We start from the raw sequence: 23712 nt of genomic DNA on the forward strand, positions 1-23712 counted from the left end.
CTTTTCTCGGGTTCGCACTTATTGCGACAAGTCCCTTCATGGGAAAAGCGGTGAGCTTGTGGATAACACCCCAGGTGTGTCATGACTCTGGACTTGTCGGTTCAGATGGTCGATTTACTGGAACATTTACCCCCTGTCTCGTCCCCGAATTGCTGACCCTGCTCGCAGGCTACGTTGTTCCACTCATACTGGGAAGCGTACTCGTTTGGAAGTTTTGGGCTTGGCGTAAGCAGAAGCCGTGAGGCGAAGTGAACTTCGCCTCACGGCTTCTGCTAAATCAGGTCAGAAGTCCACGATAGCATTCTCGAATGCTTGCTTGTAGGCGATCTCATGCCCTGACGCATCTGGATGGAAGCTTTCGGGCAGAGGATTTGGCGGGAAGTTCCCGTCAAGTTCAAGAGGATTGATCCATGGCAGGACATCACATACCCCATGTCCCTGAAAATTCGGCAAGGCGAACGCGATTTCCTTGCCCTCAGCTTTCAGGACATCTACCTGATCTCCGATGACCTCGTTCAACTTGTCGGCCTGCTCATTGATCCACATGGCGTCCGAGTAGCTGACGTATGCCAGAGGCGCAGCCACGGCGCAAGTCCGACCACCAGGAGCGTCCTCATCCTCAGCATATCCCGCCTGACTATTAGCAAAGAGTCGAGGGTATCCACCCACTACAACCTTTGCCTCTGGCGAGCGATCGAATATCTCCCGATAGATGTCATCAAGCGCCTGTACAGGCCTGCGGATGCCTCCTACGTCAACTGTGCCCGCTGTGACTCCCGCGAGAGCCGATAGTTGACCTTCCACCACAGATCGAAATGATGCGTCCTGTGAGCATCCATAGCCATCGTGGCCAGGCCGTTGAACGCACCTATCCATCACCTTAGCGAAGTAGGCATCGTTGCCGCCGATGGTGATCGTCACTAGCTGCGTGTCCAGTGAGAGCTGCCGGAATTGGCCCACAGTATTCGGATCGTTCGGATTACCGATGTCGTCGGTAACCGCTCCTGAGCACGCCACCAAATTCGGGGAACCAGGCAGCTCAAATTCTTGCGCGAGGGCGTACGGGTACGACCTTGAAGACCGGTGACAGCTATCTGAAGGATTGATATAGTCGAACGTTCCCTCCCCCGAACTATATGAGTCGCCGAGAGCGACGTACGGACTCTGCGCCGTGACCACCCGTTTAACCTCAAGTCGTTCTCCGACGTACCTCACCCCGCTTTCAGGCGTACCAGCGCTACATGACCCGAACGCCTGATATCTTCCGAGCGGAAACTCCACGCCAGGATCTCCAGGCATCGGCCCTGGCATGCTTCGTGGGATCACAACCTCCGCCACCCAATGCCCAGTCACTGAATCAACCGGGGCAATGAAACCGACTTGCCCTCCGGCACTATTTGAAATGGCACCGGTCACAAAGTTGCGCCCTGGCGGACATGGGTCAACAGAACTCACTTCGATAGTATCGCCGAGACCAACCACCTTCGGTGCCAGTTGAAGACTCAGCGTCTCACCTTCGACGGTGAAGGCTTGCGAGGCGTACTCTTGCGTAACCTGACCACTACGAGCGCAATATGCTCTCACCGTCCCCACACCTGGAGCAGGACCCGGCGAGTAAGTAACGGGGTCAAGGCTATTCATAGATCGCCCAGGCACGTTGAACCGAACTGGTCCACCCCAAGGGCCAGAATAAGCTGAGTGAATCGCGATGTAAAATACCCTGCCAGCAGAATCAACGAACGACAGATAAACAAACTGCTCGTCTCGATTATGAACAGGACAGGGGTCAACTTGATTGATGGTCACTCCTGCTCCCGGCCATGCAGAAGTAGCCGACAGCTCGAACTGTGGCATTTCATCTTCAGCTGACGCCGCTGGAACGATCCCCACCAGCCCCGCTAATAGCACGAGCGTCACCCAGAGCGCTCGACCTCTCGTTAATAACCTCACTGATGAACCTTTCTCATTAGTTGAACTTCGGAAACTCCGAGACAGAACACACACTGAACAGCTCCGCTGCTTCAGCAGGTCCGGCCTGGAACACTTGGTGGACGGCACGCTTGCGTCGCTCGTCCGGCACGATGAACAGCACATATGGGAAGACGCCATCCCACTGCCCGGAACGAAACGCCTGCCAGTAGCGCTCGCACTTCTCTTGGATGACGCCGAGGTGCTCGGTTCCGCGGTCTACCTCAAGCCACGAGGTCAGCTTCTGGCCGTGCGCCGTCAGCTCGACGTAGGCGTCGGGTGTCAGGCGCACCTGACTGACGATCTGGTGGCAGTCCGGCTCGGTGATGAAGCTGATGACCTCAAGCTCGGCCCGCTGCTCGGCTTCCTTGAGCGCTACGAAGCAGTCGGCAACGGCCAGCGCATGCAGGTTCACCGCCCTTGGCGCCCAGTACGCGCCCGGCCTGTACAGGAGCTTCCACCCCGCACGACCGAGCTGGTAGACGTACTGGGCCGACCCGCCGCGGTGGCCACCGAGCAGCCGTTCAAGCCGCGCCAAATACTTACGCTCGACCAGGCGCTTCAACGTACGGTCCGCCGGTGTCGGTGATGCCAGGTTAGCGAAGTTCAGCGCCCGCACCTGTTTGGTCGTCAGTTGCCGGAACCGACCCACTAGCTCGACCACCGCGCGGTCCCGCTCGGACAGTTCGCTGTTGGTGTACTCGCGCTCTACGTAGGTCGTCATGCTCATCCCCACCGCTGCTGACCGAGCGTGGGCTTCTTCGGGTGCTTGGTGCTGACAGTGCAGCGCGCCTCGATCGCCGCGTCTACCTCGCTGGCGGCGCGGCCGAAGCGTTGCCGCGACGCAGCGCGTACCGACGTCGCGTTGCCGGTCGGCTTCATGGGCGGGTACGTCACACCGGTGACGGGCTCGCTCAGACCAGTGGGCGTCATGAGCCGGGCAAGCACCTCGTACTGCCCGAGACCGGTGAAGTCCTGCTCCCCGACGCGCGAGCCAAAGTCGCGGGCGAACACCCGGCCGTCGTCGGCCGTTGTCTGAAAAACGATCTTGCTTCTCGCGTTCGCCATGACTGCGGCGCGCATCTCCACCGGCAATTGGCCGAGGTGCTGGTGAGCCAGCACCATGCCCAGGCCGAAGCTCCTGGCCTTGACCAGCATGTCCTCGGGCTCCACGGGGAGCTGCAAGAAGGACTGGAACTCGTCCAAGTACAAGAAGTTCGGCTTCTTGGGCTTGACGCTCTTCGCCGCGCCCCAGAGCGCGTTCATCAGCAGCGTGCCGGTCAGGCCGGCGGTGTCCTTGCCGAGCCCGGACAGATTGACGAGCAGGATCTTGTTGCGCTCCAACACTTCCCGCATGGTGAAGCTGCTGGTGGTCTGTCCGATGATGCGCCGGATCTCGGGCCTGGCGAGCTGCCAGATGCGGTCCATCACCGGCTGGACGATGCGGTCTTGCTGCGCCTTACCTTGAGCGTCGAAGCGCTGCCAAAAGTGCTTCAGCTCCCGGTCAGTAAGCGAACCGATGAGCTGGTCTCGCCACGCCTGCTGTTCAGGACGGCGCGGTATCAGGAGCGTCGCCAAGTCGACGAAGGTGTAGCCCGGCTGCGAGATCAAGGTCATCAGGCCGAAGTAGAGAACCTCGCGGGTGTAGACGCTGCGCGTCTCGCGGTAGAGGTACTCGAACAGGGCGCACAGCTCCTCGACTGCCGAGTGGACGTCGCCCTCGGTGAGCACGTTGAAGCCGACCGGGAAGCTGGTGTCCGTGACGTCCAGGACGATGACGTCGCCCATGCGCTTCTCGGGCACGGCGTCGAGCACCGCGTAGAAGGCGTCCCCTTTGCTCTCGACCAACACCAGGCCAAAGCCCTGCTCGATGTCTTGGCGTGCCATTTGCGCAAGCAAAGTAGTCTTACCCACGCCGGTCGGGCCGACAACGTGCAGGTGCTGAACGGCCTCCTTGTACCCAAGGGCCACCGGGCGCTCGGCACCCGGGAAGTTGGAGCGCATCACCATGCGACCGGTCCGCAGGATGGCCTCGGTCGCCGGAAGGTGGCGGGCACCGGCGCGCGGCAACCCCGCCACATGCGGCTGCCCTACCGGCCAGGCGATGAGGCTTCCCAGCTCGCTCACCGTCAGCTGCGCTGGATACAGCCACGAGCCGCTGGCCTGGTTGACGCGCTCGACGAGCCTGCGCCTAGAGAGCACCGGACGCCGGACGAACTGGTTGCCCGGCCCCCGCACGCTGCCGAGCGCTAGCTTGATGCGGTCAAGCAGATGACCAGCCCGCTCATCGCTGGACGCCCGCACTGCTACCCGGAGCACGCCGAGGAAGTTCGGTTCCTTCAACTTGATGCGGCGGTCGTCAACCGCATCAAGATTGCGGCGCCAGAAGCTGTCAGCTTCTTCCCGCCCGTCTCGCTGCTTGGTCGGCGGCTTCTCGGTGACCGCGGGCATCACCACCCACTGGACGAGCACCGTGTCGCCAGCCTTCAGCCCTTGGAAGCTGGCGAGCAGGCTGGCCGCGAAGTCCTCGGCAGCGGGCAATGGCACAGTGCGCGAGAGTCGGCGCAGGCCCAGCTCGACGACCTCGTTCCACGGCTCGGGGAGCGGCGCGGCGACCGGCGTGACTTTGATGCCGGGGATCAAGGTGCGCAGCTGCGCCGCGACATAGTCGGCCTGCGCTGACCGCACGCGAAGGCGGTACGTCGCCGTCCGGTCGGTCGCGACGACCTCGAAGACCGTCGTCGGCAGGTTGAAGATGCGCCGCAGGCCGCTCGGCACCGTGCCAACAAGCGTGCGCACCCACGCCTGGACCTGCTGAGGCTTGAGCTCGTTCGGGAAGGCGAGGTCAAAGATGCGGTACTGATCAGGAGGTTCCACGAGGCGGTCTCCATGACGGTCACGCCGAGCAGCAAGATGCCCGGCGGCTGCATGTTGAACAAGCAGATGAAGGTGGCGGCGAGACTGAGCGGCCCGCCCGCTGTCCAGGCGTGCGGGCCGCTCCTCGGTCACCACCTGGTTGAGCGGAACCAGACGAAGCCGATGATCGTGACGATGAAGAGGCCCACCACGATGTAGGGCACCAGCGGCTCCACCGACCACCAGAGCAGGCGGATGGTGACCGCGAAGAGGATCGCGGTCACCATCCACGCCTGGAGCCTTCTCACGAGCGGCGCTTCCAGTCCCGCGCGATGCGGTCCATGTCGGCTTTGGCTCGCCACGTAGCGTCCCGGATGTGCTCGCGCTGCTCCTGGCCGCGGCTGACCGCGGCTCGCAGCGCGCGCTTAGCTCGTACCCCGGGGTGATGGCGGTACAGCCAGATTATTCCTGCCACGAGCAGGAGGAGGAGCGCCCACCAGAAGTTCTCGACTACGTAGATCAAGCCGCTGATCGTGAACACCACGACGGTGGCGACCAGCACGAAGGCCATATAGACAAGAAGGAGAGGCATACTCAGCTTCTCCTTCGATCCGCTGGACGGAACTGCTGGCCGAGTTGGCGGGCCAGCGTCAGCTCGATGCCGCCGAGGGCTTGGTTGAGGGCCGGGTCACCAGCGGCGAGACGCTGGCGATGGGTGTCGACGTCGAGGAGCGATGACAGCGCCGACGACTGCACATCCGTAGCCTCGACGGCCGAGTCCACCTCCGAAGCTGCAGCACCGGTGACGGTGTCGGGCTTCCTCGTGCCGAGCTTGCTCAGCAAGGTGATGACGTACTTCTTCATGCCCACCACGTCCTCCTAGAAGGCGCTACCGCGCTGGATGCGGCTGACCTGGTGGACATGGTTCATCTCGACCTCGACCAGGAGCGCATTGAGGGTCTGGTCGTTCCCTGCCAGCGTGCGGCGGTAGTCGTCGACCTCCTTGACGCTGTCCATGGCGTCCATCGCGATGTCCGAGGCGATGGCGATGCGCGCCTTCTGGACGATGCCGTTGGCCGCCTCCCGCCGCAGGGCCGCTTGGAGTTGCCGTCCCTCGTTGGAAAGCACCAAGCCGCCATGCGTACGCATGAGCGGCGACACTTCAGCCTGCGTCGAGAGACGCTGGAGCTCTCCTGACACCGGTTTCTCCTTCTTGCTGGTCGGATGCCTATTCGACGCGAACAGGCAGTTGCGATCACCCGTTTCAACGGCTTCGCCAAGACGATGCACAAGGTCTGCCATCTAGCAACTCCTTGTCATGCCGTTACTTGCCGAGGAGTATCGGGTTAATGAGAACCTATGAGGTTAGCCCCGATGGCGTAAGCCTTATGCGTAGACACCCGATGGGCGAAAAATGGACAGTTGTCTGCAAAGTGGTGATGGACAGTACCTGGACACAGCAACAGGCCCGGATGTCGCGAGGACATCCGGGCCTGCGCCAGACAACTCCTGTCCAGATTTTGTCTAGACGGCTAGTCTGGAACGTACCTTCCGGGTACGCCCGTAGGTGTTCGGCGGCGGAAGCGGACTACGCGCCTAGGAACCCGTGCCCGCTTCCGTCTGCCTCACACCAGACCCAGCAGCAGCCAGATCCAGTGCGAACCCATGTGCTTCACCTCCTGCCCAGTAGCCGCGACCCATCCGCCATCCGGGGCTTGGCCGCCCTCCTGATGGCGGCTTGCGTCAATCTCAGCAGCCCAGTTGGGTTGGTGGTCAAAAGTGGCGCGGAAGTGGAATCTCGCAGGTAGGAGACGTGGTGGCTGACAGCCAAGATCGCAGCAGCGAGGACAGCGAGCTGGTCAAGGATCTCAAGTGGCTGCGTAAGGGGCCGGGCCTCACCCTTGCTCGACTTAGCAAGGCCGGGGCGGTTGTCCAAGCCTGTGGTGGCCCGCAGCAGCCGACGGAGACGACCTGCGAGCGGTTCCTGTCTGCGTTGCGCTCGATGAACGACTTCCCAGGCGGCAGGGCTCTGTGGGCGGCCTACGGCGCAGACGGTGGCGATCAGCAGACCGAACTTAAGGAGCGTCGAGCCGCCTATGCCAAGTCCGTCAAGCGTACGGCCGGTCGGGTACGAGACTGGGAAGACGAAGCTATCGACGAGTTGGCACTTCGGCTGCTAAGCGCCTTCTACGCAGGCGCACCAGACCCAAAGGACTTTCCTATTCCGCGCGGTGGCTACCTTATGACGCAACTCAGCGTAGTTTGCATCAATAAAGATCGACGATTCATGGAATCACGTCAGACGCGAACCGTAATTCCACTCGTCGATGGTGCGCCGCATTTTAGATATGGTACTTATACGCCCACTGAACTAAGCGACGCCGAAGGCGGCATTCTTGCGCCTTCGGTTCGTGGCGCCGATGGAGGCGTTGTTCACACTATCGAATTTCCAGTGCCGCTCAGGCGAGGACGGGCACATACCTTCAGCTTTCGGGAACGTGTACCCGACAGCGATCCGGAGCCCGCGGTCAATGTTGACTTCTCCGGTCAAAGTTTTGAAAGCCCGGCACTGCGTTACCGTGTAGAAGTTCATTTCTTGACAGATCGACCTAAATTTCTCTGGGGCTACGACAAATTGCATCGTATCGAACGGCCCGGCGCTCCCGAGTCAGGGATTCCGCTAACCTTGGATGACGAGGGGAGGATATCGGTCGAGTTCGCCGATCTGTATGGTGGTCTCTGCGCAGGCGTCGCTTGGCAATGGGAGTAACAACTATTCGTCGCCGGATTTCAGCCTTTCTTTGGCATGCTTTATCCGTTGCAGCAAGCGCGAGCTGTACTGATGGTGGTATGAGTCGATATGCTCTATAGCCTCACTTAGTGTTATTAGGTTCTGTGAGGCGACATCCGTCGTCAGTACATCCCAAGCCGCATCTTGAACTTTTTGCTCAGTTTCTTCGTCGCCTATAAGAAGCCCAAGCATGCCTAGCCCCGCCGACTTGTCGACAGCAAGCATGTGCGGCACAAAGATGGCGGCCCAATATCGATCTCTCGGGTCATCACTGCGGGTGAGCGCACTGTAGACATAGCGGGCAAGTTCAATATCCCGACTTGGCAGCTCCACGAGCACACGGGTTAAGTGATCGGCTCGTTCGTCCAGCATCTCTTCCTCGGGAGCAAGAGTGCGCCTGGCTCTAAGGACTTCGCGCTGAATGCGAGCAATGACACTATCCGCCTGACGGAAGTCGTCAAGTAACGAATTACCGAGAGCGACTAACTCTTCGGGTGTTCTTGCCTGGGATTGTTCATAATCGTGCGATGCTTGTTCCATTCCCTTCTATTACAACATTATCAAGATCAAATGTCCAGGATTTGTCCTCTTGTCCCAAGTTCTTCTTCTGCGTCCGAATGGATGTCTTGTGTCGTAATCTGTGACTGTCAGACTTGCTATAGCGCTAGCTGAGCACGACCATCCACTAGGAGTACGTATGGCTCCCCCCTCCGACACGGCCAAGGAGCTGCAAGAGCTGCGCAAAGGGCGCGGCCTAGCGGCCGATGACCTTCGTGACCGTATGGGGCCACGGCTTCGTGCTCTGTGCGCTGTCACTGAAGCCGACACGGCCATGTCGGTCAGGCGTTCCATCGTCCTCAAGATGACGGAACTGTGCGAGGAGCTGGACGAAGATCGCAAGCTCGCGGCTAGAGTCGCCTTCGGTTTGGCGACGGAAGCACCCGGCGTCACGTTGGAAGACCGCATGATCTGGCTCGCCTCCTTCATGCGTAAGGACCCGAAGACAGCGATCCGGCGGGTGGACTCGGCGTTTCGGATGCTGGCCGAGATGATCGACGAATTGACGGCGGAAGGTGCCAGCCCGTTCACGCCAACCGGATGGTACAACCATACTGTTCGTTCCATTCTGTTCATGGATCGAGCGGTGCCGTTGCTCCGGGAAGAGCGACGTATTATCGCCACAACCGATGGCGTCAAAGAACTTGACATCTACTTTAGCGCTCCACGTCCTCCGAACTTCGACGGGTCGGACCGTATTACTGTACAGCCGTTATACGGCGGTGAGTTCGTTGCCGATGAGCAGACCGCGCCGGGCTATGCCAAATTTACGATGAAGCTGCCCCAACCGCTCAACCTTGGCGATGCGCACGAGTACGGCGTTGAATTGACTTCGTACCCTCGCGAGTGGATGTTGCCATACTACGAGCTGGCGCCACTGCTTCCGTGTGCGCACTTTTACCTGCGTGTCAAGTTCGACCCAAACGACATACCGGCGAAAGTCTGGCGACTTAATGGCGTGCCGCGGTTCGCGACAGTTGACTTCAAACCGTCGGGGGAACTGCTATCCGTAGATCGACTTGGCGAACTGGCCATCGAGTTTCACGGGTTGAAGCCGCACCTTAGCTATGGGGTGCAGTGGCAGTAACTCTCAAATCTCACCAGCGAACTAGCAGTACGAATAGTCTTGGGGAAAGCTGCTTGCCACAGAATGCGGCAAGCATACACATTCATCCAGAAGGAGGTGAATCAATATGGTGACACATCTTGCGACGATCTCGGAAGGCGTCGATCTGGACCGCGAGCTGCCTTTCTTGGCTCGATGGGCTGCGGACGGCACCACCACGCCGTACAGCTCCAACGAGATGGGCAGAAACGACGACACCGGTACGTGGCGGAACGACACGGAAGAGGCGGACGTCTAGATCATGCACTCGGTTGACCTCCTAGTGATAGGAACATCGGTCGACCCGCATATCTCGGCAGTCCTTCAACGTCTAGGCGGCGACGTTTCTGTTTGCCGCCTAGACGTTGACCGATTTCCACGAGAACAAGCGGCGACCCTTGATTTTGACCTCTTCGGGGGTTATCGGGTACTTGTCCACGAGGGCAACGTGCAGTGGGACGTTACTAGGCCAAAGGTTGCCTGGTTCCGCAGGCTGGGGAAGCCGGGTTTGTCGAAGAGTCTGCACCCTGCATACCTAGAGTTTGCAACGGGCGAGGTGGAGCAAACTATCGAAGGATTGCTCTCCATCGTTCGTCCAGGGAAGTGGTTCAACGACTTCTGGGGATGTAGAAAGGCCGGCAACAAGCCACTTCAGTACCTAACCGCAACGGAGTGTGGGCTTAACCTACCTAACACACTGGTAACTAGCAGTGTTGACGCCGCTAAAGAGTGGATTAACCGCCGCGATGCGGTAGTTGCTAAAACGATCAGCCGCCCGATCCTTACTACCGAAAAATCGGAACTTGGAAGAACATTCGCCTATACTCATCGTCTGACACGCGACGATATCGCCCATTTGGCACAAGTGGCTACGGTTCCATGCCAGTTCCAGCCCTTGGTCAAGGGACGAAAGGAGTTGCGCGTTACCACAGTTGGCGGGCAACACTTCGCTGTGGAAGTATTCTCGTCAGATACTGAGCCCGATCGGTTTGATTGGCGCGCGACAGCGACTACATGCGAATACCGCTTGGGCGAACTGGACCTACCTACGGCACAGAAACTAACCTCACTCCTAGACGCTTTTGGTCTACCTTTCGCGGCGAGCGATTTTATCGTTGAAGAAGACGGAACCCTAGTGTTCCTGGAATCTAACCCGCATGGCGCATGGATGTGGCTGGAAGCATTTGTACCCGGACTGGACATCACTGGAGAAGTGGCAAGGTGGATTAACTATAACATCGGAAACTGATACAATAGTAGGGTCATGAAACGATCAACCCTTCAAGCAGCCAACAGAATCGCAGAATGCTTGGCCAAAGCGGACTACTTGATGCAGAAGCACCACACCATGCAGGGTGCGCATGAGCGTTCTACACTGGCACTATTAATACTTAGATCGTACGCGGAACACCTTCCTCGAAAACGCATGATGTCACTCTGCCTCGCCGTACACCATGGCGGGTCTCAACGTGAAATTCGCACTGCACGAAACTTCTTGCACTTTAGCAGGCGCCCTCAACAAGAGCGCGCAAACTTGCTGTACCGACAGATGTCGGATCGAATTCTTGTCATGAAGTTCAAAAAACAAAAGTACGGCACACAGTTCCAGCTACAAGGCAAGCCTTTTCCATCGATCTAAGAAGTGGCCTACCACTCCAAAGCTTCGCGTCCGAAGTAGAGCCCACCAGTCGGCCCATCATCCCGCAACGTCGCCAACCACAGCATCGTGCTGGCTGCTTCCTCTGGCGTCTGCTCTGCCTTGCCATAGGCCAAGCGGGTGTCAGCCCGGCCAGGTGACGCCGCGTTCACCAGGATGTTGTGCTCGTGCAGCTCATCGGCCAGCACCTTGGTCAAGGCGTTCACGGCGGTCTTGGACACGCGGTAGGACGGGCTGCTGCTCTTCATCGTGCTGAGGCTGGCCATGTGCGTCGTCAGGTTCAGGATGCGCCCGTACTTCTGCTCCTTCATCACCGGCACGACCGCCGAGGCACAGCGCCATGCCCCGAAGACGTTGGTCTCGAACGTCGCCTTGACCCGCTCCTGGTCGAGCGACCAGGCGTCGAGGCCGCGGTCGATCGCCACGGCTGCGTTGTTCACCAAGACGTCGAGCCGTCCGTGCTCGAAGGTGATGTCGCTAATGGCCCGGCTGACGCTGGCCACGTCCGTAACGTCCAACTGGTGCGCCGAGACCGGCAAGCCCTCGGCTACAAGAGGCGCAGCGGCAGCTTCGGCCGCCTGCTCGCTTCTGGCCGTCAGCACGACGTGCAGCCCCTGCTGAGCAAGACCTCGCACGATGGCCAGGCCGAGCCCGCGGTTGGAACCGGTCACCAGAGCCACGCGCGTGATGCCAGCGGTCATACCGCCTATGCGATCAGAGTACGAACCTGTTCGTCTAGTTGAGCCACGGCCGGGTGTTGGTGGTGCGCGTTCAACTTCGCCTGGAGGTTCACCAGGCGCCGCCGGTTTCGCGCCGACCGTGCCGCCGCGATGGACGGCACGGCCTCACTGACGAGCGTGCAGGCGTGGTCGACGTCGCCAAGCTCCAGCACGGTCTTCGCGCGCCACATCAGGTAGGTCGCGCGGTCAACAGGGCGCTCGGCTGGCTGAAGGTTGAGGGACTGGCTCAGCCAGTGGTCGGTGGCTTGATGGCGACGCAGCAGGAGGTAGCAAGCCGCGACCTGGGCGCAATACTCGGCCTTGTCGAAGTAGCTGGTCCAGCCTGGTGACTCAACGTCGTCGGCCCGACTCATGGCAGCCTCGGCTTTCACCAGAAGCCGCTCGCACTCCATCGCCTCCCCCAGCACAGCGTGCGCCCGCGCTTCGCGCACGGTCATCATGGCGATGATGCGCGGCGGAGCTTGCTTGGCACCGTCACGAGCCGCCGTCGCGACGGCCAGTGCTTCATCAGGCCGCTGGGCGTCGACGAGCTGCAAGCTCATGCACTTGAGGATGTTGGCCCCGATCGCCCGATCGCCCGCGGCGTGCGAGGCCCGAAGCGCCGCCATGAAGTAACGCTCAGCCGAGGCATGGAAGCCCGCGTCAAAGCTCGACCACCCCGCAACCCGGCCCAGTTCAGCAGCAACGTTGAACAGGCGCTCGCCGATCTGCTGGGTGTAGCTGCTGCGGGAGAGAAGGTCGGTCACCAACCTGAGTTCGGCGTCGGCCAGGTTGCGCACGCTGCCGCCACCCAGGGCGTACTGCATCTGTCTGATCGTGGGGAGTCGCTGCTCAAGGGCTTCAACCAAGGTGCTGTCGATCATGCCGCCGCGGAGGGCCGCGTCGACCCGCGGCGGTTCCAGTGACAACCACTGGTTGGCCACGGTTACCGCTGTCCCGGCGCTGAGGGTCAGAAAAGCTCGACGATCAAGCACGGCAGCTCCTGCGGTGTGGTCGAGCGAGGACAAGGCTGCTTCCAGCGTCCAGGGAAGTTCGACGTTCAGGCGGTCTCCGGCCGGAAGCCAAGCGGGCCACCCCAGCCGACGCACCTGCTCGTGTGGAACGCCAAGTTCGCGGGCCAGGGCGTACTGGGAATCCTCGTCAGGGACAACACCCCAGTTCTCCCAGCGCCACGCCTTCTCGCGGCGCGCAGCCATGTTGCCCACGTGGCGGGCGATGACATTGACCAGATCTTGGTACGTCCAGCTCCGCTCGGCGCGCACGAAGGCAAGCGGATGCGTGAAGAACCCGTCGTGATCTTGCCGTCTGGCCATCTCGGGCATCCCTCCCTCGGTAACGCCGACTGTATCGCCCCGGTGGGGCGAATCACGGCCCTGACCAGCTATTTTCCCGCGATCGGAGGCAAGAGACTACAACGGGACAACACTCAAGTGCTTCGTTCTGTGCGTCTGTTGCGGTTCTCTGCTGTTCAGACGACCTCGATGTCGGTCGAGCACGACACCCGGCTCCATAGATCCACTAGTGAGCGCTCGGCGCATCCGACATTCGAGTGTTGGCCAGACCAGACCACGGGCCGTGCAGGCGCTAACCGATGACGACACTTGGGTGACAGGGCGAAGCGATGATCCACACGGCTGTTCGGCAGCTGCCTGTGCGCAAAGGGCGGCTGATCCTCGGATACGTGCGGGCTGAACCCGGACATGACGCGCTGGTTGCTGAAGGCGAAGCACAGCTCAGTCAGTGGGCAAGCAGTTCCGGGCTGCTGCTGGGGGCCGTGTTCTCCGACAACACGGTGCTGCCTCCGCTGGAGCGGCGAGGCTTCCGCCGTCTACAGAACTTGGTGCACCGGCTGCGCCCGATCGGTCTTGCCACTCCGAGCACGTGGCACATCTCGGACGACAGAGACGAGCTGGCCCGCGTGCTGTGCCACCTCCGCTCGCAGCGCTGCCTGTTGCTGGTCATCGACACGCAGGTGGTTCCGGGTACCGCGCTGGACGGATTTTCGGCGAAAGGCTCGTGATGCAACGGAAGACACGACCGTCAGATCAAGATCGATTTCGACTGTTGTCGCTTCGAGCCGACACAAACTCGGTGAACTCCCGGCAAGTTCTGGTCCGCTAGCTCAGCCACCACCATGCCGCACACCATCCGCCTGCGCACCGACGTCTTCACCAAGGCCGCGCGGCTCGCGGGCTTCCGTTCGGACTACGCCCTGGCCAAGGCGATGGACGTCAACCGCTCCACGGTCGCACGGGTGACGAGCGGTGAGCTTCAGCCCGGCCCAGCCTTCATTGGCGGCGCCCTGGTCGCCTTGAACCCGATGCAGTTTCACGACCTGTTCGAGGTCGTGCCCAACACCGGACGAAGTGATCCCCCATGACCAAGGACGAACTGCTGTTCAACGCCTGGCTCACCAGCCTCAACCAGCGGCTGGGCCGCTACGTCGTGCGCCTGATGGACGAGGCCACCCCTACCGCCACTACTGAGTACACCGTCCCGCTGGCCGAGGTCGAGGCCGCCCTCGGCCGCGACCTCTTGGAGCTGGCTGACGCCATCCTCGGCAAATCTGCTGGTTTCACCGTGCCCGTGCAGCGCCCCAGCAACCAGGCGGGCACCCGGCCACGCCGCACGCCCGAGCTGCCAAGTCCTGACTCTTCGACAGCAACCAACTGCCGTTAACTCACCTCTGCAGCAGAAAGGCCAAGCGCAGTGCCACGTACTACGCCGGACACCCGGCGATCCACCCTGGAAGCCGCCCTGGACTACGCCGCTCTCGGGTGGCCGGTCATACCCGGAGCGATCTGGAAGGACGGACACTTCGCCGACCCGGTCACCGAGCAGATGGTCACCAGTCCATGCTTGAAGCCCATCGAGGAGGCGACCACCAACGCCGAGCAGGTAGCGGAGTGGTGGTCGGCTTCGGGACTGCACGAGCCCAACGTCTTCACCGTGACCGGTCCGCAGGTGAGCGCGTTCGCCGTGGCTGAGTCGCTGGTCATGGCGCTGGCGGACAATCCGTGGTTCGCCGCGTTCCCCACGCCGGTGCTGGCCTTCCCGAACATGCCGCTGGCCTACTTCCTGGTCCGGCCGCCGGTGCCCTCACTGCTCATGAGCAGTGACGCCCAGGTGGTGGAGGCCGGGATGCCCATGCCCTTGCCGCCGAGCGCGCTGGAGACCACGCCGGTGCTCTGGCTGGTGACACCTGAAGAGGCGGGCAACCGCCTGATGCCCGGCGACGCCTTGGCCGATCTGATCCAGAGCTTCGAGCAGAGGAAGAGCGCGTGACCGAGCTGGTGGAGCAAGCAGCACCGACCAGGTCCACGCTGCCGTGGAGCGCGGAGCAGTTCGCCGGGCTCATGCGGGAGCTGGCGGTGGTCGAAGCACCACGGTTGTTCGCCTTGGTGGAGGAGTACGGCGAGGCCGAAGACGCCCGCGTGGCGGGCTACGGCCTGGCTTACGAAGACCGGGCTGACGTCAACTCGGTGGAAGGAGACTTCCAGTTGCACTCCCAGAGCGCGGAGAGTGCTCGGATGCTGTTCGAGATCAGCTCGCGGTCAACGGGGGTGCAGCGGGTGCATGTGGTGTGGGTGGATGAGCGTTAAGCAAGCCTGACAACTCAGGACCCCCGTGAGCTGACTCGCCCTGTCTTCCGGTACGCGTCGCAACCGTCAAGCATTCGGAGACGTTCGCCCACACGCCTGCGAGAAAGATGGACAGGTGCCCTTGTTAATGATCATGTGGAAGCGCTTCGGCGCAGTGGGCTAGAGCTGAGGGGCTGTGGTGGGGCGATGAGGGCGAACGCGTTGGCCACGAGCCCACCGGTAGGGGCAATGCCGCTTGGCTGCCCCTACGTTTCCCCAGCTCAACAGCACTGTCGCGTGTGGACCGACCCCCACGGCGACGCACACACCCAGTTGATCATGAAAAGCGGCATTTCACCTGGTAGACTAGTTACGCCAGTGGATGCATAGGCATACTTTTGACTACTCCACCGTCGACATCCCACTGTCGCCCAACATCTCCCACTCTCCTTGTGTCTATTGTGGACGGTTACCAGTTGTCGGTCACGCCGGCGACGACGCCGATCACCACCGGCACGACGCCCAGGCACAGGAACGCGGGCAGGAAGCACAGCGCCAGCGGCCCCGCCACCAGCACCGAGGCCCGTTGCGCCCGGGCTTCGGCCTGGTCGGACACCCGGGCCCGCGCTTCCGCGGCCAGGTCCGCCGCCGCCCCGGCCAGCGCCGCGCCCGACCGGGCGGTCCGACGCGCCGCCCTGGCCAGCGGCGCGGTGTCGGGGTGGACGAGCGCCTTGGCCCACGCGTGCACCGGGTCCGCGCCCAGCGTGAGCAGGTCGACCACCTCGCGGAGGCGTTCGGCCGGCCCCGGCGGGACGCCCGGCAGCACGGCGCGCACCGCGCCGGCCACCGGCAGACCCGCCCGCAAGGCGGCGGCCAGCAGGTCCCAGGTCGCCGCCGCGGCGAACGGGTCCGGCGGTTCCGCCTTCGGCACGGGTTTTCGCCTGGTTCTCGGGCGCAGCCGCGCCGAGGCTCTCGTCGGGACCGGGCAGGCGATGACCGCCAGGGCGAGCAGCAGCAGGCTCGGCGGCAGCGGGTTCATGCGATCACCTGCCTGGTCAGCCGACCGCTCCACCGCAACCCGGCGCAGATCAGGACCACGCCGGCGACCAGCAGCACCTGTCCCGGCGCGGTGCCGGACAGGACGGCCAACGGTCCCGCGCCGCCGAGTTCGCCGAGCACCACGCCGAAGAGCGGCAGCCCGGCGAGCACCGCCGCGCCGGCCCGCGGACCGGCCATCCGGGCGTGGACCTGCCCGGCGAACGCGGTGCGCCGGTCGAGGTCCCGGCGGACGGCGTCCAGCACGTCGGCCAGCGGCACGCCGTGCACCGCGGACAGCCGCCACGCCCTCGCCAGGTGGTGCGCGTCGGGGAAGTCGGCGAGCGCCACCTCGACGTCGCCGCCACGGGCCGATGCCTCCGCGACGGCCCGCAGCACGTCGGTCGCGGGCGGCTCCGCGTCCTCCGCCGCGCCGATCGCCGCCTTGGCCGGGTGAGCGCCCGACCGCAGTTCCGCGACGAACGCCTTCAACCCGTCGGCGAGCGCGACGGACGCCGCCACCCGGTCGCGTTGTCGGATCGTCTCCCGGTAAGTCCGCCACACGGTCGCGGCCAGCAACGCGCCCGCGAGCGCCCCTCCGACGCCGACCGGCAAGCCGAGCACGAGGCCCACCACGACCGCCGACACCCGATCGGGCTTCACCGACTTCCACCGGCTTGGACGCCGAGGTCCGGCAAGCCGCCGTCGCGCCTCGCCCGACGGCAACACCAGCAACGCGGCGGCCAGCAACAGCAGGCTCATGCGGCACCCACCAGGCCTTTGAGGACCGCGCCGGCTTCCTGCCAACCGCCGTCGCGTCGCCACGCGGGCCGGACGACGAGGTGACCGGACCGCCGTTCCAGCACACCGATCTCCGCCAGGTGCCGCGTGCCATCACCCGCGCGGCACATGTGCAGCACGACCTTCACCGCCGCCGCCAGTTGGCTGTGCAAGGCGTGCCGGTCGAGCCCGCCGAGCGCGGCCAAGGCCTCCAGCCGGGCGGGTACCTCGGCCGGCGAGTTGGCGTGCAACGTCCCCGCGCCACCGTCGTGCCCGGTGTTCAGCGAAGACAGCAGCTCGCACACCTCCGCGCCCCGGACCTCGCCGACCACGATCCGGTCGGGCCGCATCCGCAACGCCTGCCGGACGAGGTCCCGCATCGTCACCTCGCCCGCGCCCTCGACGTTCGGGCCGCGGGCCAGCAGCCGGACGACCTGCGGGTGGTCGGGCTGCAACTCCCCCGCGTCTTCCACGCAGACGACCCGTTCGTCGTGCGGCACGCACCCCAGCAAGGCGGCCAGGAGCGTCGTCTTCCCCGAGCCCGTGCCGCCGACGACCAGGAAGGCCTGCCGGGCGACCACGATCGCCCGCAGCAGGTCGGCCGCCAAGCGGTCGAACGTGCCGCAAGCCTCCAACGTCATCAAGTCGTGCGCCGCCGGGCGCAGGACCCGCAACGACAGGCAGGTGAACGGCGAGATCGGCGGCAGCACCGCGTGCAACCGCACCGAGCCGGGCAACCACCCGTCGACGTAGGGCACGGCGTCGTCCAGCCGACGCCCGGCCGCCACCGCGAGGCGCTGCGCGAGCCGGCGGACGGCCGCCTCGTCCGGGAAGGCGACGTCGACCCGCCGCAACCCGCCGACGCCGTCGACCCACACCTGATCCGGCCGGGTGACGAGGACGTCGGTCGTGTCCGGGTCCCGCAACAACGGTTCGAGAGGCCCGGCCCCGACGAACTCCTGCCGCAGCACGGCGAGTGCCCGTTGGACGTCCTCGTCGCCGAGCACCCCGCCGGCCTCACCGCGCACAGCCGCCGCGACCGCAGCGGACGTGAGGTCACCACGCCCACTGGCCAGCCGGAGGCGAACGCGCTCAACCAGGTCGTTCACAGCCACCCTCCCCCGCGATCCGACGACGCCCGACCAGAACTTCCCGAGCCGCCTCGACCAACCCCTGCCGGCCGCCGCCCGGATCGGCGAGTAACGGCGCGGCCAACTCGGCGAGCACCAGCTCCGAAAGCGGCACAGGCCGGCAACTCCGAAACCCGGCCGGCGGCCGGAACCCGGGATGCCGCCGCACGACCGGCCCACGATCACAACTCACGACCCGCCTCCTATCCATCGCGAAACACTTGTGTCCCAACACCTTCCGCACGACGGCCGGCGCTCCTCTGCCCCGAGGGCAGGGAGAAGCAGCCGGATCGCGCGGGCGAGGTGGGTTGGTTGAGGTCAAGAACAGTCACTGCCACCAGCAGTGATGGCACTCCGCACCCCGCCGCATCACCTCGGCCAGATGGGCGGTCGAGGTCCGGGAACGCGGCACTGCTGTCCGTGGTCATGGCACGCCGTCAGGGTTCGTCGCACCGCAACAGCCACTGGGGCATCACGGTTTCCTGCCCATCGCCCGGCCTTCGCAGAGGACGGTGAGGTGCGAACCGCCGTACGAGCCAGGACGCCTTCGGCGGGCGGGGCGGACGAACAGGTTGAGTGGGCGCGTTCCAGGTGCCCAGAAGGAACACGCCCGGTTGCTGAGCACGAGGACCCACAGCAGACCGGCGACCGGACAGCCCGCCACCAGGCGCGAGGGCGACCCGCCGCAACGGGCGGCGGAGTCCGGATCGCCGTACGAGCCAGGGTGTTCCGGCGGCGGGCAGGTCGAGGTTCGGGCGCGCCCAGGTCCCGGTGGGGCGGGCCTGGGTGGGGCGCCAGGACGGTAAGTCGCCCGCCACGGGCACGGGTGTCGTCGGGTAGGTGAGGTGGTCAGTCGGCATGCAGGGCTGCCAGGACTCTGCGGGCGGCTTTGGCCAGGGGGCCTCGGGTTGGTCGGGGGAACCGGCCGTGGTCCAGGGCCCTGGCCAGCCTCGGCTCCGGGCGCATGGTGGCCAGCAACGGGAGTTCGATCGCTTCCACCACCTGTGCCGTGGTGAGGCCGCCCGGTGCCGGGCCGCGGACCACCGCCTTCAGCCGCACGCCCCGCGCGCCCGCCCGGTCGACCAAGGTCTTGGCCGCCATGCACGCCTTCACGTCCGCCGGCACCACCAGCACCGCCAGGTCGGCCCGGTCCAGGGCGGCGCAGGCGGCGTCGGTCAGCTGGCGCGGCACGTCGCACACGACCGTGCCACCGGCTCGCCTGCCGGCCTCGACCACCGCCACCACGGCGTCCGGCTCCGGGCCGGGCCCCGTCCGGCCGCAGGACAGCACGGTCAGGCTGCCGCGCCCGCCCGAACGGCCCGGCAGCGCCGTGCGCAGCGCCGCCGCCGGCACGCGACCGCCCGTCAGCCGCAAAGTGGGCCACCGCAGCCCTTCCTGCCGCTCGGCGCCCAACGTCAGGTCCAGGCCGCCGCCCAGCGGGTCGCAGTCGACCAGCAGGCCGTGACCACCCGCCGCGGACACGGCCTGGCCCACCGCCACCGCCAGCACCGACGCCCCGGCCCCGCCGCGGGCGCCGAGGACCGCCAGCACCCGGCCCCCGCCGACCGGCGCGCCCTCGGCGGCGTCGGCCAGCACCGCCCGCAGCCGCTCCTGGTCGGCGGGCAGCTCCAACACGTGCTCCGCGCCCAGTGCCAGGGCCCGCCGCCACACCTCCGCGCCGGGCGGGCCGGCGCCGACGACGTGGACCCCTGATCTGCGCGGGAAACCCGCGCAGGCGACGACGGCCTCGAAGTCCAGCACCACCGCCGCCGCGCCCTGCCAGCGCCCGCGCAACGCCGTCACGTCGACCACGCGCTCCACCTCGCAGCCGACGACCGCCGCCGCGTTCAGCACCTCGTCGACCAGGGCCGCGTCGGTCACCAGTGCCACCGTTCGCTTCATGCCGCTCTCCTCGTTCTCCGTGGTGGGGCTGTGGGTTCCACGGTCTCGAGCGGTGAGGAAGGACACAACGACACATGATCAACATGTGGACAACCGGCCGGCCTGTGGACAACCGGCCGAGCCGGGCACCCGCGAACGGCGGCCGCGAACGGTGCCGCGCAGGAAGATCGGGGTCTGATGCAAGAAGGGGCGCGAGGGCGCGGAGGTCCAGCGCGCGGGCCCGGCAGAACCGACCCCGGACATGGGACGACCCCCGCCAGGGGGGAGGGACGGGGGTCGTCATTGGTTCAGTCCCGGGGGGTCGGACTGAACCCGTCCGGTCGAGCCGGACCCGTCTACTGTATCCCCACAGGACAAGGTCTTGCGTGTCTTCTCGTTAGAGGGAGACCAAATTTCGATAACCGGCACACCTGCTTCGTAAAGTGGCGAATCAGGCGTGACGGCCGGACGAGCCCGCCCCGCTTAAGCTTGAGCGGTGACCGAGCACGCCACCGAAGGCAGTCGGGTCGCCGCGTTCTTCGACTTGGACAAGACCGTCATCGCCAAGTCGAGCACGCTGGCGTTCAGCCGGCCGTTCTTCCAAGAAGGCCTGATCAACCGGCGTGCGGTGCTCAAGAGCGCCTATGCGCAGTTCGTCTTCATGCTGGCCGGCGCGGACGCCGACCAGATGGACCGGATGCGCTCGCACATCACCGCGCTCTGCGAGGGCTGGGACGTCGAGCAGGTGCGCTCGATCGTCGACGAGACGCTGCACGACATCGTCGACCCCCTCGTCTACAAGGAGGCCACGCAGCTCATCACCGACCACAAGGGTGAAGGGCACGACGTGGTCGTCGTGTCCGCTTCGGGCGAGGAGCTGGTCGCGCCCATCTCCACCATGGTCGGCGCGACGCACAGCGTCGGCACGCGGATGGTGGTCGCGGAGGGCCGCTACTCCGGCGAGGTCGGCTTCTACTGCGCCGGTGAGAACAAGGCGATCGCCGTCAAGCAGCTCGCCGAGCAGCACGACTACGACCTGAGCAGTTGCTACGCCTACTCCGACTCCATCACCGACCTGCCGCTGCTGGAGGCCGTCGGCCACCCCACGGTGGTGAACCCGGACCGCGCGCTGCGCCGGATCGCCGCCCAGCGCGGCTGGCCGGTGCTGACGTTCTCCGACCCCGTGTCGCTGCGGGCCCGCATCCCCCGCCCGTCCGGCGCCGCGGTCGCCGTGACCGCGATCGGGTTGGGTGCCGCGACGGCCGCGGGCGTGGCTTGGTACGGCCTGCGCAGGCGGCGTCGGAGCTAGTTCACCCCGGCGTGCCCCGGACAGCGGTACCAGTGGCCCCGGGCACGTCGGAATCACTGTCACGAAAGCCTTTCCGCTACTGAACGTCGCTTGACCGGTGCACCCCATCGAGCCCTTGCTGTGACGCCGGACACGCACTACAAAGGAAGTGCGGACCTCGGGTCGGCCAGGGACGAAGCGGAAGAGAAGCGGCGTCCACCCCGGCAGAGCTCCGTGCGCGGACTTCGAGACACCCACGCGCAGCACGCCGCGGGAGGCTTGTCGTCTAGGGCCTGCGTACCGGGACGCCGGACGCCGAGGCCAGGTCGGTACGACACGAGTTGCACGCTTGGTAACTCAGAAGCCCGCGCTGACGACGGTGGGGCCCCTCGCCCGAGGGGCCCCACCGTCTTTCTGCACCGCTGCTTCCTGCCCCGAAAGCGCGACTCCCCGAACAAGTGCCCGAACGAGTGACGCGGTAAACCCCTGAATCTGTCGGTGCCCCTACCCACAATGGCCACACAGCGCGACCCGTTGACCCGCCTCTGTGACGTGGGTAACTTGCCGATTGCACCACGTTGTGGTGAGAGATTCCCAGTGGGGAGGCCGCAGTGCTCCGTCCGCTCGTCGCCGTCGCCGTGGCCGCGGCTTCCGCAGTGACGTCCCCGGCCACGGCCGCACCGGCGCACACCGCCCCGGACCAGGCGCAGCACCTCACCGCCCTGGTCCGCGGCATGTCGCTGGAGCAGAAGGTCGGCCAGCTGTTCGTCACCTACCTGCACGGCCAGTCCCCGGACGAGGCCCACCCCGGCAACCTGCGCGACTTCGGCGTCGCCACCCCGGCCGAGGTGGTGGCCAAGTTCCAGCCGGGCGGTGTCGTCTACTTCAACAACTCCAGCTACGACAACATCGACACCCCGCGGCAGATCGCCGCGCTCTCCAACGGCCTGCGCCGGGCGAGCCGCATCCCTCCCGCGATCGCCACGGACCAGGAGATGGGCATCGTCACCCGCATCGGCGCGCCCGCCACCCAGTTCCCCGGGAACATGGCCCTCGGCGCGGGCCGCAGCGCGGAGAACGCCGAGCGCGCCGCCCGCATCACCGCCCGCGAGCTGCGGGCCATGGGCATCACCCAGAACTTCGCGCCGGACGCGGACGTCAACTCCAACCCGGCGAACCCGGTCATCGGCGTGCGCTCCTACTCCAGCGACCCGGCGCTCACGGCGGAGCTGACCGCCGCCCAGGTGCGCGGCTACCAGGGCCGGTTCCTGGCCCAGCACACCGTCAGCGCGACCGCCAAGCACTTCCCGGGCCACGGCGACACCGACACCGACAGCCACTCGACGCTGCCGACGGTCGACCGCACCGAGGCGGAGTGGAGCGAGGTGGACGCGCCGCCGTTCCGGGCCGCCATCGCGGCGGGCGTGGACTCGGTGATGACCGCGCACATCCAGATGCCGAAGATCGACCCGTCGGGTGAGCCGGCGACGTTGTCCAAGCCCGCGCTCGACCTGCTGCGCGAGAACCTGGGCTACGACGGCGTGGTCATCACCGACTCGCTGGCCATGGCGGGCGTGCGGCAGCTGCACAGCGACGCCGAGATCCCCGTGCTGGCCCTCAAGGCGGGCGTCGACCAGCTCCTCATGCCGGTGAACCTCGAACTGGCGGTGAACAGCGTGCTGGCGGCCGTGCGCAGCGGTGAGCTCAGCGAACGGCGCGTCGACCGGAGCGTGCTGCGGATCCTGCGGATGAAGGTCCTGCGCGGCATGATCACGAGCCCGCCCGCGGACGTGGACGCGGTCGACTCGGCGGTCGGCCCGGCCGAGCACCTCGCCGCCGCCGAGGCGATCACCGACCGCACGGTCACCGCCGTGCGCAACGACGCGGGCGTCCTGCCCCTGGCCGCGAAGCCGACCGCCGCCCTGGTCACGGGCTGGGGCGAGACGACGACCCGCACCCTGGCGGGCGTGCTCGGCGGCACCGCGCTGCCCACCGGCAGCGCGCCGACCCAGGCCCAGGTCGCGGCCGCCGTCCAGGCCGCGGGCAACGCCGACGTGGTCGTCGTGCTCACCAACGGGCTGTCGCGCCAACCCGCGCAGCAGACCCTGCTGACCAGCCTGCTGGCCACCGGCAAGCCGGTGATCGCGGTCGCGGTGCAGAACCCGTACGACGTGGCGCACACGGCCGCGCCGACGTGGCTGGCGACCTACTCCTACGGCGCGGTGTCGATGGAGGCGCTGGCCAGGGTGATCACCGGCGAGGTGGGCCCCGTCGGCAAGCTGCCGGTCGAGGTGCCCGGACCGACCCCGTACCCCTTCGGCCACGGCTTGGAGTGGTGAGCG

At 65.2% G+C, this 23712-nt stretch carries 24 protein-coding genes; 10 read left to right on the forward strand and 14 right to left on the reverse strand.

Features of this window, described 5'->3' with window-relative positions:
* Positions 1-282 precede the first annotated feature (282 nt).
* From EDD40_RS44630 to EDD40_RS21630, 7 genes are all read right to left on the reverse strand, one after another.
* Positions 283-1854: an SGNH/GDSL hydrolase family protein gene (locus EDD40_RS44630; protein WP_342777818.1), complete on the reverse strand. Its 1572-nt coding sequence runs from the start codon at positions 1852-1854 to the stop codon at positions 283-285.
* A gap of 112 nt (positions 1855-1966) precedes the next feature.
* A complete protein-coding gene (locus tag EDD40_RS21610; RefSeq protein WP_170185158.1) occupies positions 1967-2692 on the reverse strand; it encodes a replication-relaxation family protein in 726 nt (241 codons plus the stop codon).
* Between the two features lie 2 nt (positions 2693-2694).
* On the reverse strand, positions 2695-4980 hold the full coding sequence (locus tag EDD40_RS21615; RefSeq protein ID WP_148088864.1) for a type IV secretory system conjugative DNA transfer family protein: 2286 nt from the start codon (positions 4978-4980) through the stop codon (positions 2695-2697).
* Positions 4974-5132 carry a hypothetical protein gene (locus EDD40_RS41825; RefSeq protein WP_170185159.1) on the reverse strand — a complete coding sequence of 53 codons (159 nt, stop codon included), beginning with the start codon at positions 5130-5132 and terminating at the stop codon, positions 4974-4976. The genes EDD40_RS21615 and EDD40_RS41825 overlap by 7 nt, the downstream gene beginning before the upstream one ends.
* A complete protein-coding gene (locus EDD40_RS21620; RefSeq protein WP_148088865.1) occupies positions 5129-5395 on the reverse strand; it encodes a hypothetical protein in 267 nt (88 codons plus the stop codon). Before EDD40_RS21620 ends, EDD40_RS41825 begins: the two co-directional genes overlap by 4 nt.
* Before the next feature lie 23 nt (positions 5396-5418).
* Positions 5419-5694, reverse strand: a complete 276-nt coding sequence (locus EDD40_RS21625) for a hypothetical protein (RefSeq protein WP_170185160.1) — start codon at positions 5692-5694, stop codon at positions 5419-5421.
* A 9-nt stretch (positions 5695-5703) separates the two neighbouring features.
* On the reverse strand, positions 5704-6126 hold the full coding sequence (locus EDD40_RS21630; protein ID WP_148088867.1) for a hypothetical protein: 423 nt from the start codon (positions 6124-6126) through the stop codon (positions 5704-5706).
* Between the two features lie 514 nt (positions 6127-6640).
* Between EDD40_RS21630 and EDD40_RS41090 the strand changes: the two genes are divergently transcribed.
* A complete protein-coding gene (locus tag EDD40_RS41090) occupies positions 6641-7594 on the forward strand; it encodes a hypothetical protein (protein WP_148088868.1) in 954 nt (317 codons plus the stop codon).
* A 3-nt stretch (positions 7595-7597) separates the two neighbouring features.
* On the opposite strand, the gene EDD40_RS41095 is transcribed toward EDD40_RS41090, so the two are convergent.
* A complete protein-coding gene (locus tag EDD40_RS41095) occupies positions 7598-8155 on the reverse strand; it encodes a hypothetical protein (RefSeq protein WP_148088869.1) in 558 nt (185 codons plus the stop codon).
* 157 nt (positions 8156-8312) lie between these two features.
* Here EDD40_RS41095 and EDD40_RS21635 point away from each other — a divergent pair, with 157 nt between their 5' ends.
* The gene (locus EDD40_RS21635) at positions 8313-9260 is read left to right on the forward strand and encodes a hypothetical protein (RefSeq protein WP_148088870.1); all 948 of its coding nucleotides are present in this window, start codon (positions 8313-8315) and stop codon (positions 9258-9260) included.
* Positions 9261-9540: 280 nt separating this feature from the next.
* The gene (locus tag EDD40_RS41100) at positions 9541-10527 is read left to right on the forward strand and encodes an MvdC/MvdD family ATP grasp protein (RefSeq protein ID WP_342777779.1); all 987 of its coding nucleotides are present in this window, start codon (positions 9541-9543) and stop codon (positions 10525-10527) included.
* 398 nt (positions 10528-10925) lie between these two features.
* Here the strand turns inward: EDD40_RS41100 and EDD40_RS21640 are convergent, their stop codons facing one another.
* Together EDD40_RS21640 and EDD40_RS21645 are read right to left on the reverse strand one after the other, a co-directional pair.
* Entirely contained in the window at positions 10926-11636 is a 711-nt protein-coding gene (locus tag EDD40_RS21640; protein ID WP_123744552.1) for an SDR family NAD(P)-dependent oxidoreductase, read from the reverse strand.
* A gap of 5 nt (positions 11637-11641) precedes the next feature.
* Positions 11642-12997 carry an NsdA family TPR-like regulatory protein gene (locus tag EDD40_RS21645; protein WP_211348219.1) on the reverse strand — a complete coding sequence of 452 codons (1356 nt, stop codon included), beginning with the start codon at positions 12995-12997 and terminating at the stop codon, positions 11642-11644.
* Positions 12998-13296: 299 nt separating this feature from the next.
* Between EDD40_RS21645 and EDD40_RS21650 the strand changes: the two genes are divergently transcribed.
* The 5 genes from EDD40_RS21650 (at position 13297) to EDD40_RS21670 (ending at position 15277) form a co-directional block, all read left to right on the forward strand.
* Entirely contained in the window at positions 13297-13695 is a 399-nt protein-coding gene (locus EDD40_RS21650; protein ID WP_123744553.1) for a hypothetical protein, read from the forward strand.
* Between the two features lie 114 nt (positions 13696-13809).
* The gene (locus tag EDD40_RS21655) at positions 13810-14055 is read left to right on the forward strand and encodes a transcriptional regulator (protein ID WP_123744554.1); all 246 of its coding nucleotides are present in this window, start codon (positions 13810-13812) and stop codon (positions 14053-14055) included.
* Positions 14052-14354, forward strand: a complete 303-nt coding sequence (locus EDD40_RS21660; protein WP_211348220.1) for a hypothetical protein — start codon at positions 14052-14054, stop codon at positions 14352-14354. Before EDD40_RS21655 ends, EDD40_RS21660 begins: the two co-directional genes overlap by 4 nt.
* Positions 14355-14384: 30 nt before the next feature.
* Entirely contained in the window at positions 14385-14960 is a 576-nt protein-coding gene (locus EDD40_RS21665) for a bifunctional DNA primase/polymerase (protein ID WP_123744555.1), read from the forward strand.
* On the forward strand, positions 14957-15277 hold the full coding sequence (locus EDD40_RS21670; RefSeq protein ID WP_123744556.1) for a hypothetical protein: 321 nt from the start codon (positions 14957-14959) through the stop codon (positions 15275-15277). Before EDD40_RS21665 ends, EDD40_RS21670 begins: the two co-directional genes overlap by 4 nt.
* Positions 15278-15725: 448 nt before the next feature.
* On the opposite strand, the gene EDD40_RS21675 is transcribed toward EDD40_RS21670, so the two are convergent.
* From EDD40_RS21675 to ssd, 4 genes are all read right to left on the reverse strand, one after another.
* On the reverse strand, positions 15726-16295 hold the full coding sequence (locus EDD40_RS21675; protein ID WP_123744557.1) for a type II secretion system F family protein: 570 nt from the start codon (positions 16293-16295) through the stop codon (positions 15726-15728).
* Positions 16292-17053: a type II secretion system F family protein gene (locus tag EDD40_RS21680; protein WP_123744558.1), complete on the reverse strand. Its 762-nt coding sequence runs from the start codon at positions 17051-17053 to the stop codon at positions 16292-16294. The genes EDD40_RS21675 and EDD40_RS21680 overlap by 4 nt, the downstream gene beginning before the upstream one ends.
* Complete coding sequence (locus EDD40_RS21685) at positions 17050-18180, reverse strand: TadA family conjugal transfer-associated ATPase (protein WP_123744559.1); 1131 nt, start codon at positions 18178-18180, stop codon at positions 17050-17052. Before EDD40_RS21685 ends, EDD40_RS21680 begins: the two co-directional genes overlap by 4 nt.
* A gap of 870 nt (positions 18181-19050) precedes the next feature.
* A complete protein-coding gene (gene ssd / locus EDD40_RS21690) occupies positions 19051-20103 on the reverse strand; it encodes a septum site-determining protein Ssd (RefSeq protein WP_123744560.1) in 1053 nt (350 codons plus the stop codon).
* A gap of 475 nt (positions 20104-20578) precedes the next feature.
* On the opposite strand from ssd, the gene EDD40_RS21695 reads away from it, so the two are divergent.
* Positions 20579-21391: an HAD-IB family hydrolase gene (locus tag EDD40_RS21695; protein WP_123744561.1), complete on the forward strand. Its 813-nt coding sequence runs from the start codon at positions 20579-20581 to the stop codon at positions 21389-21391.
* 590 nt (positions 21392-21981) lie between these two features.
* Positions 21982-23709, forward strand: a complete 1728-nt coding sequence (locus EDD40_RS21700; protein WP_123744562.1) for a glycoside hydrolase family 3 protein — start codon at positions 21982-21984, stop codon at positions 23707-23709.
* Positions 23710-23712: the final 3 nt, after the last annotated feature.

The organism is Saccharothrix texasensis, from assembly GCF_003752005.1.
GTDB classification, from domain to species: Bacteria; Actinomycetota; Actinomycetes; order Mycobacteriales; family Pseudonocardiaceae; genus Actinosynnema; species Actinosynnema texasense.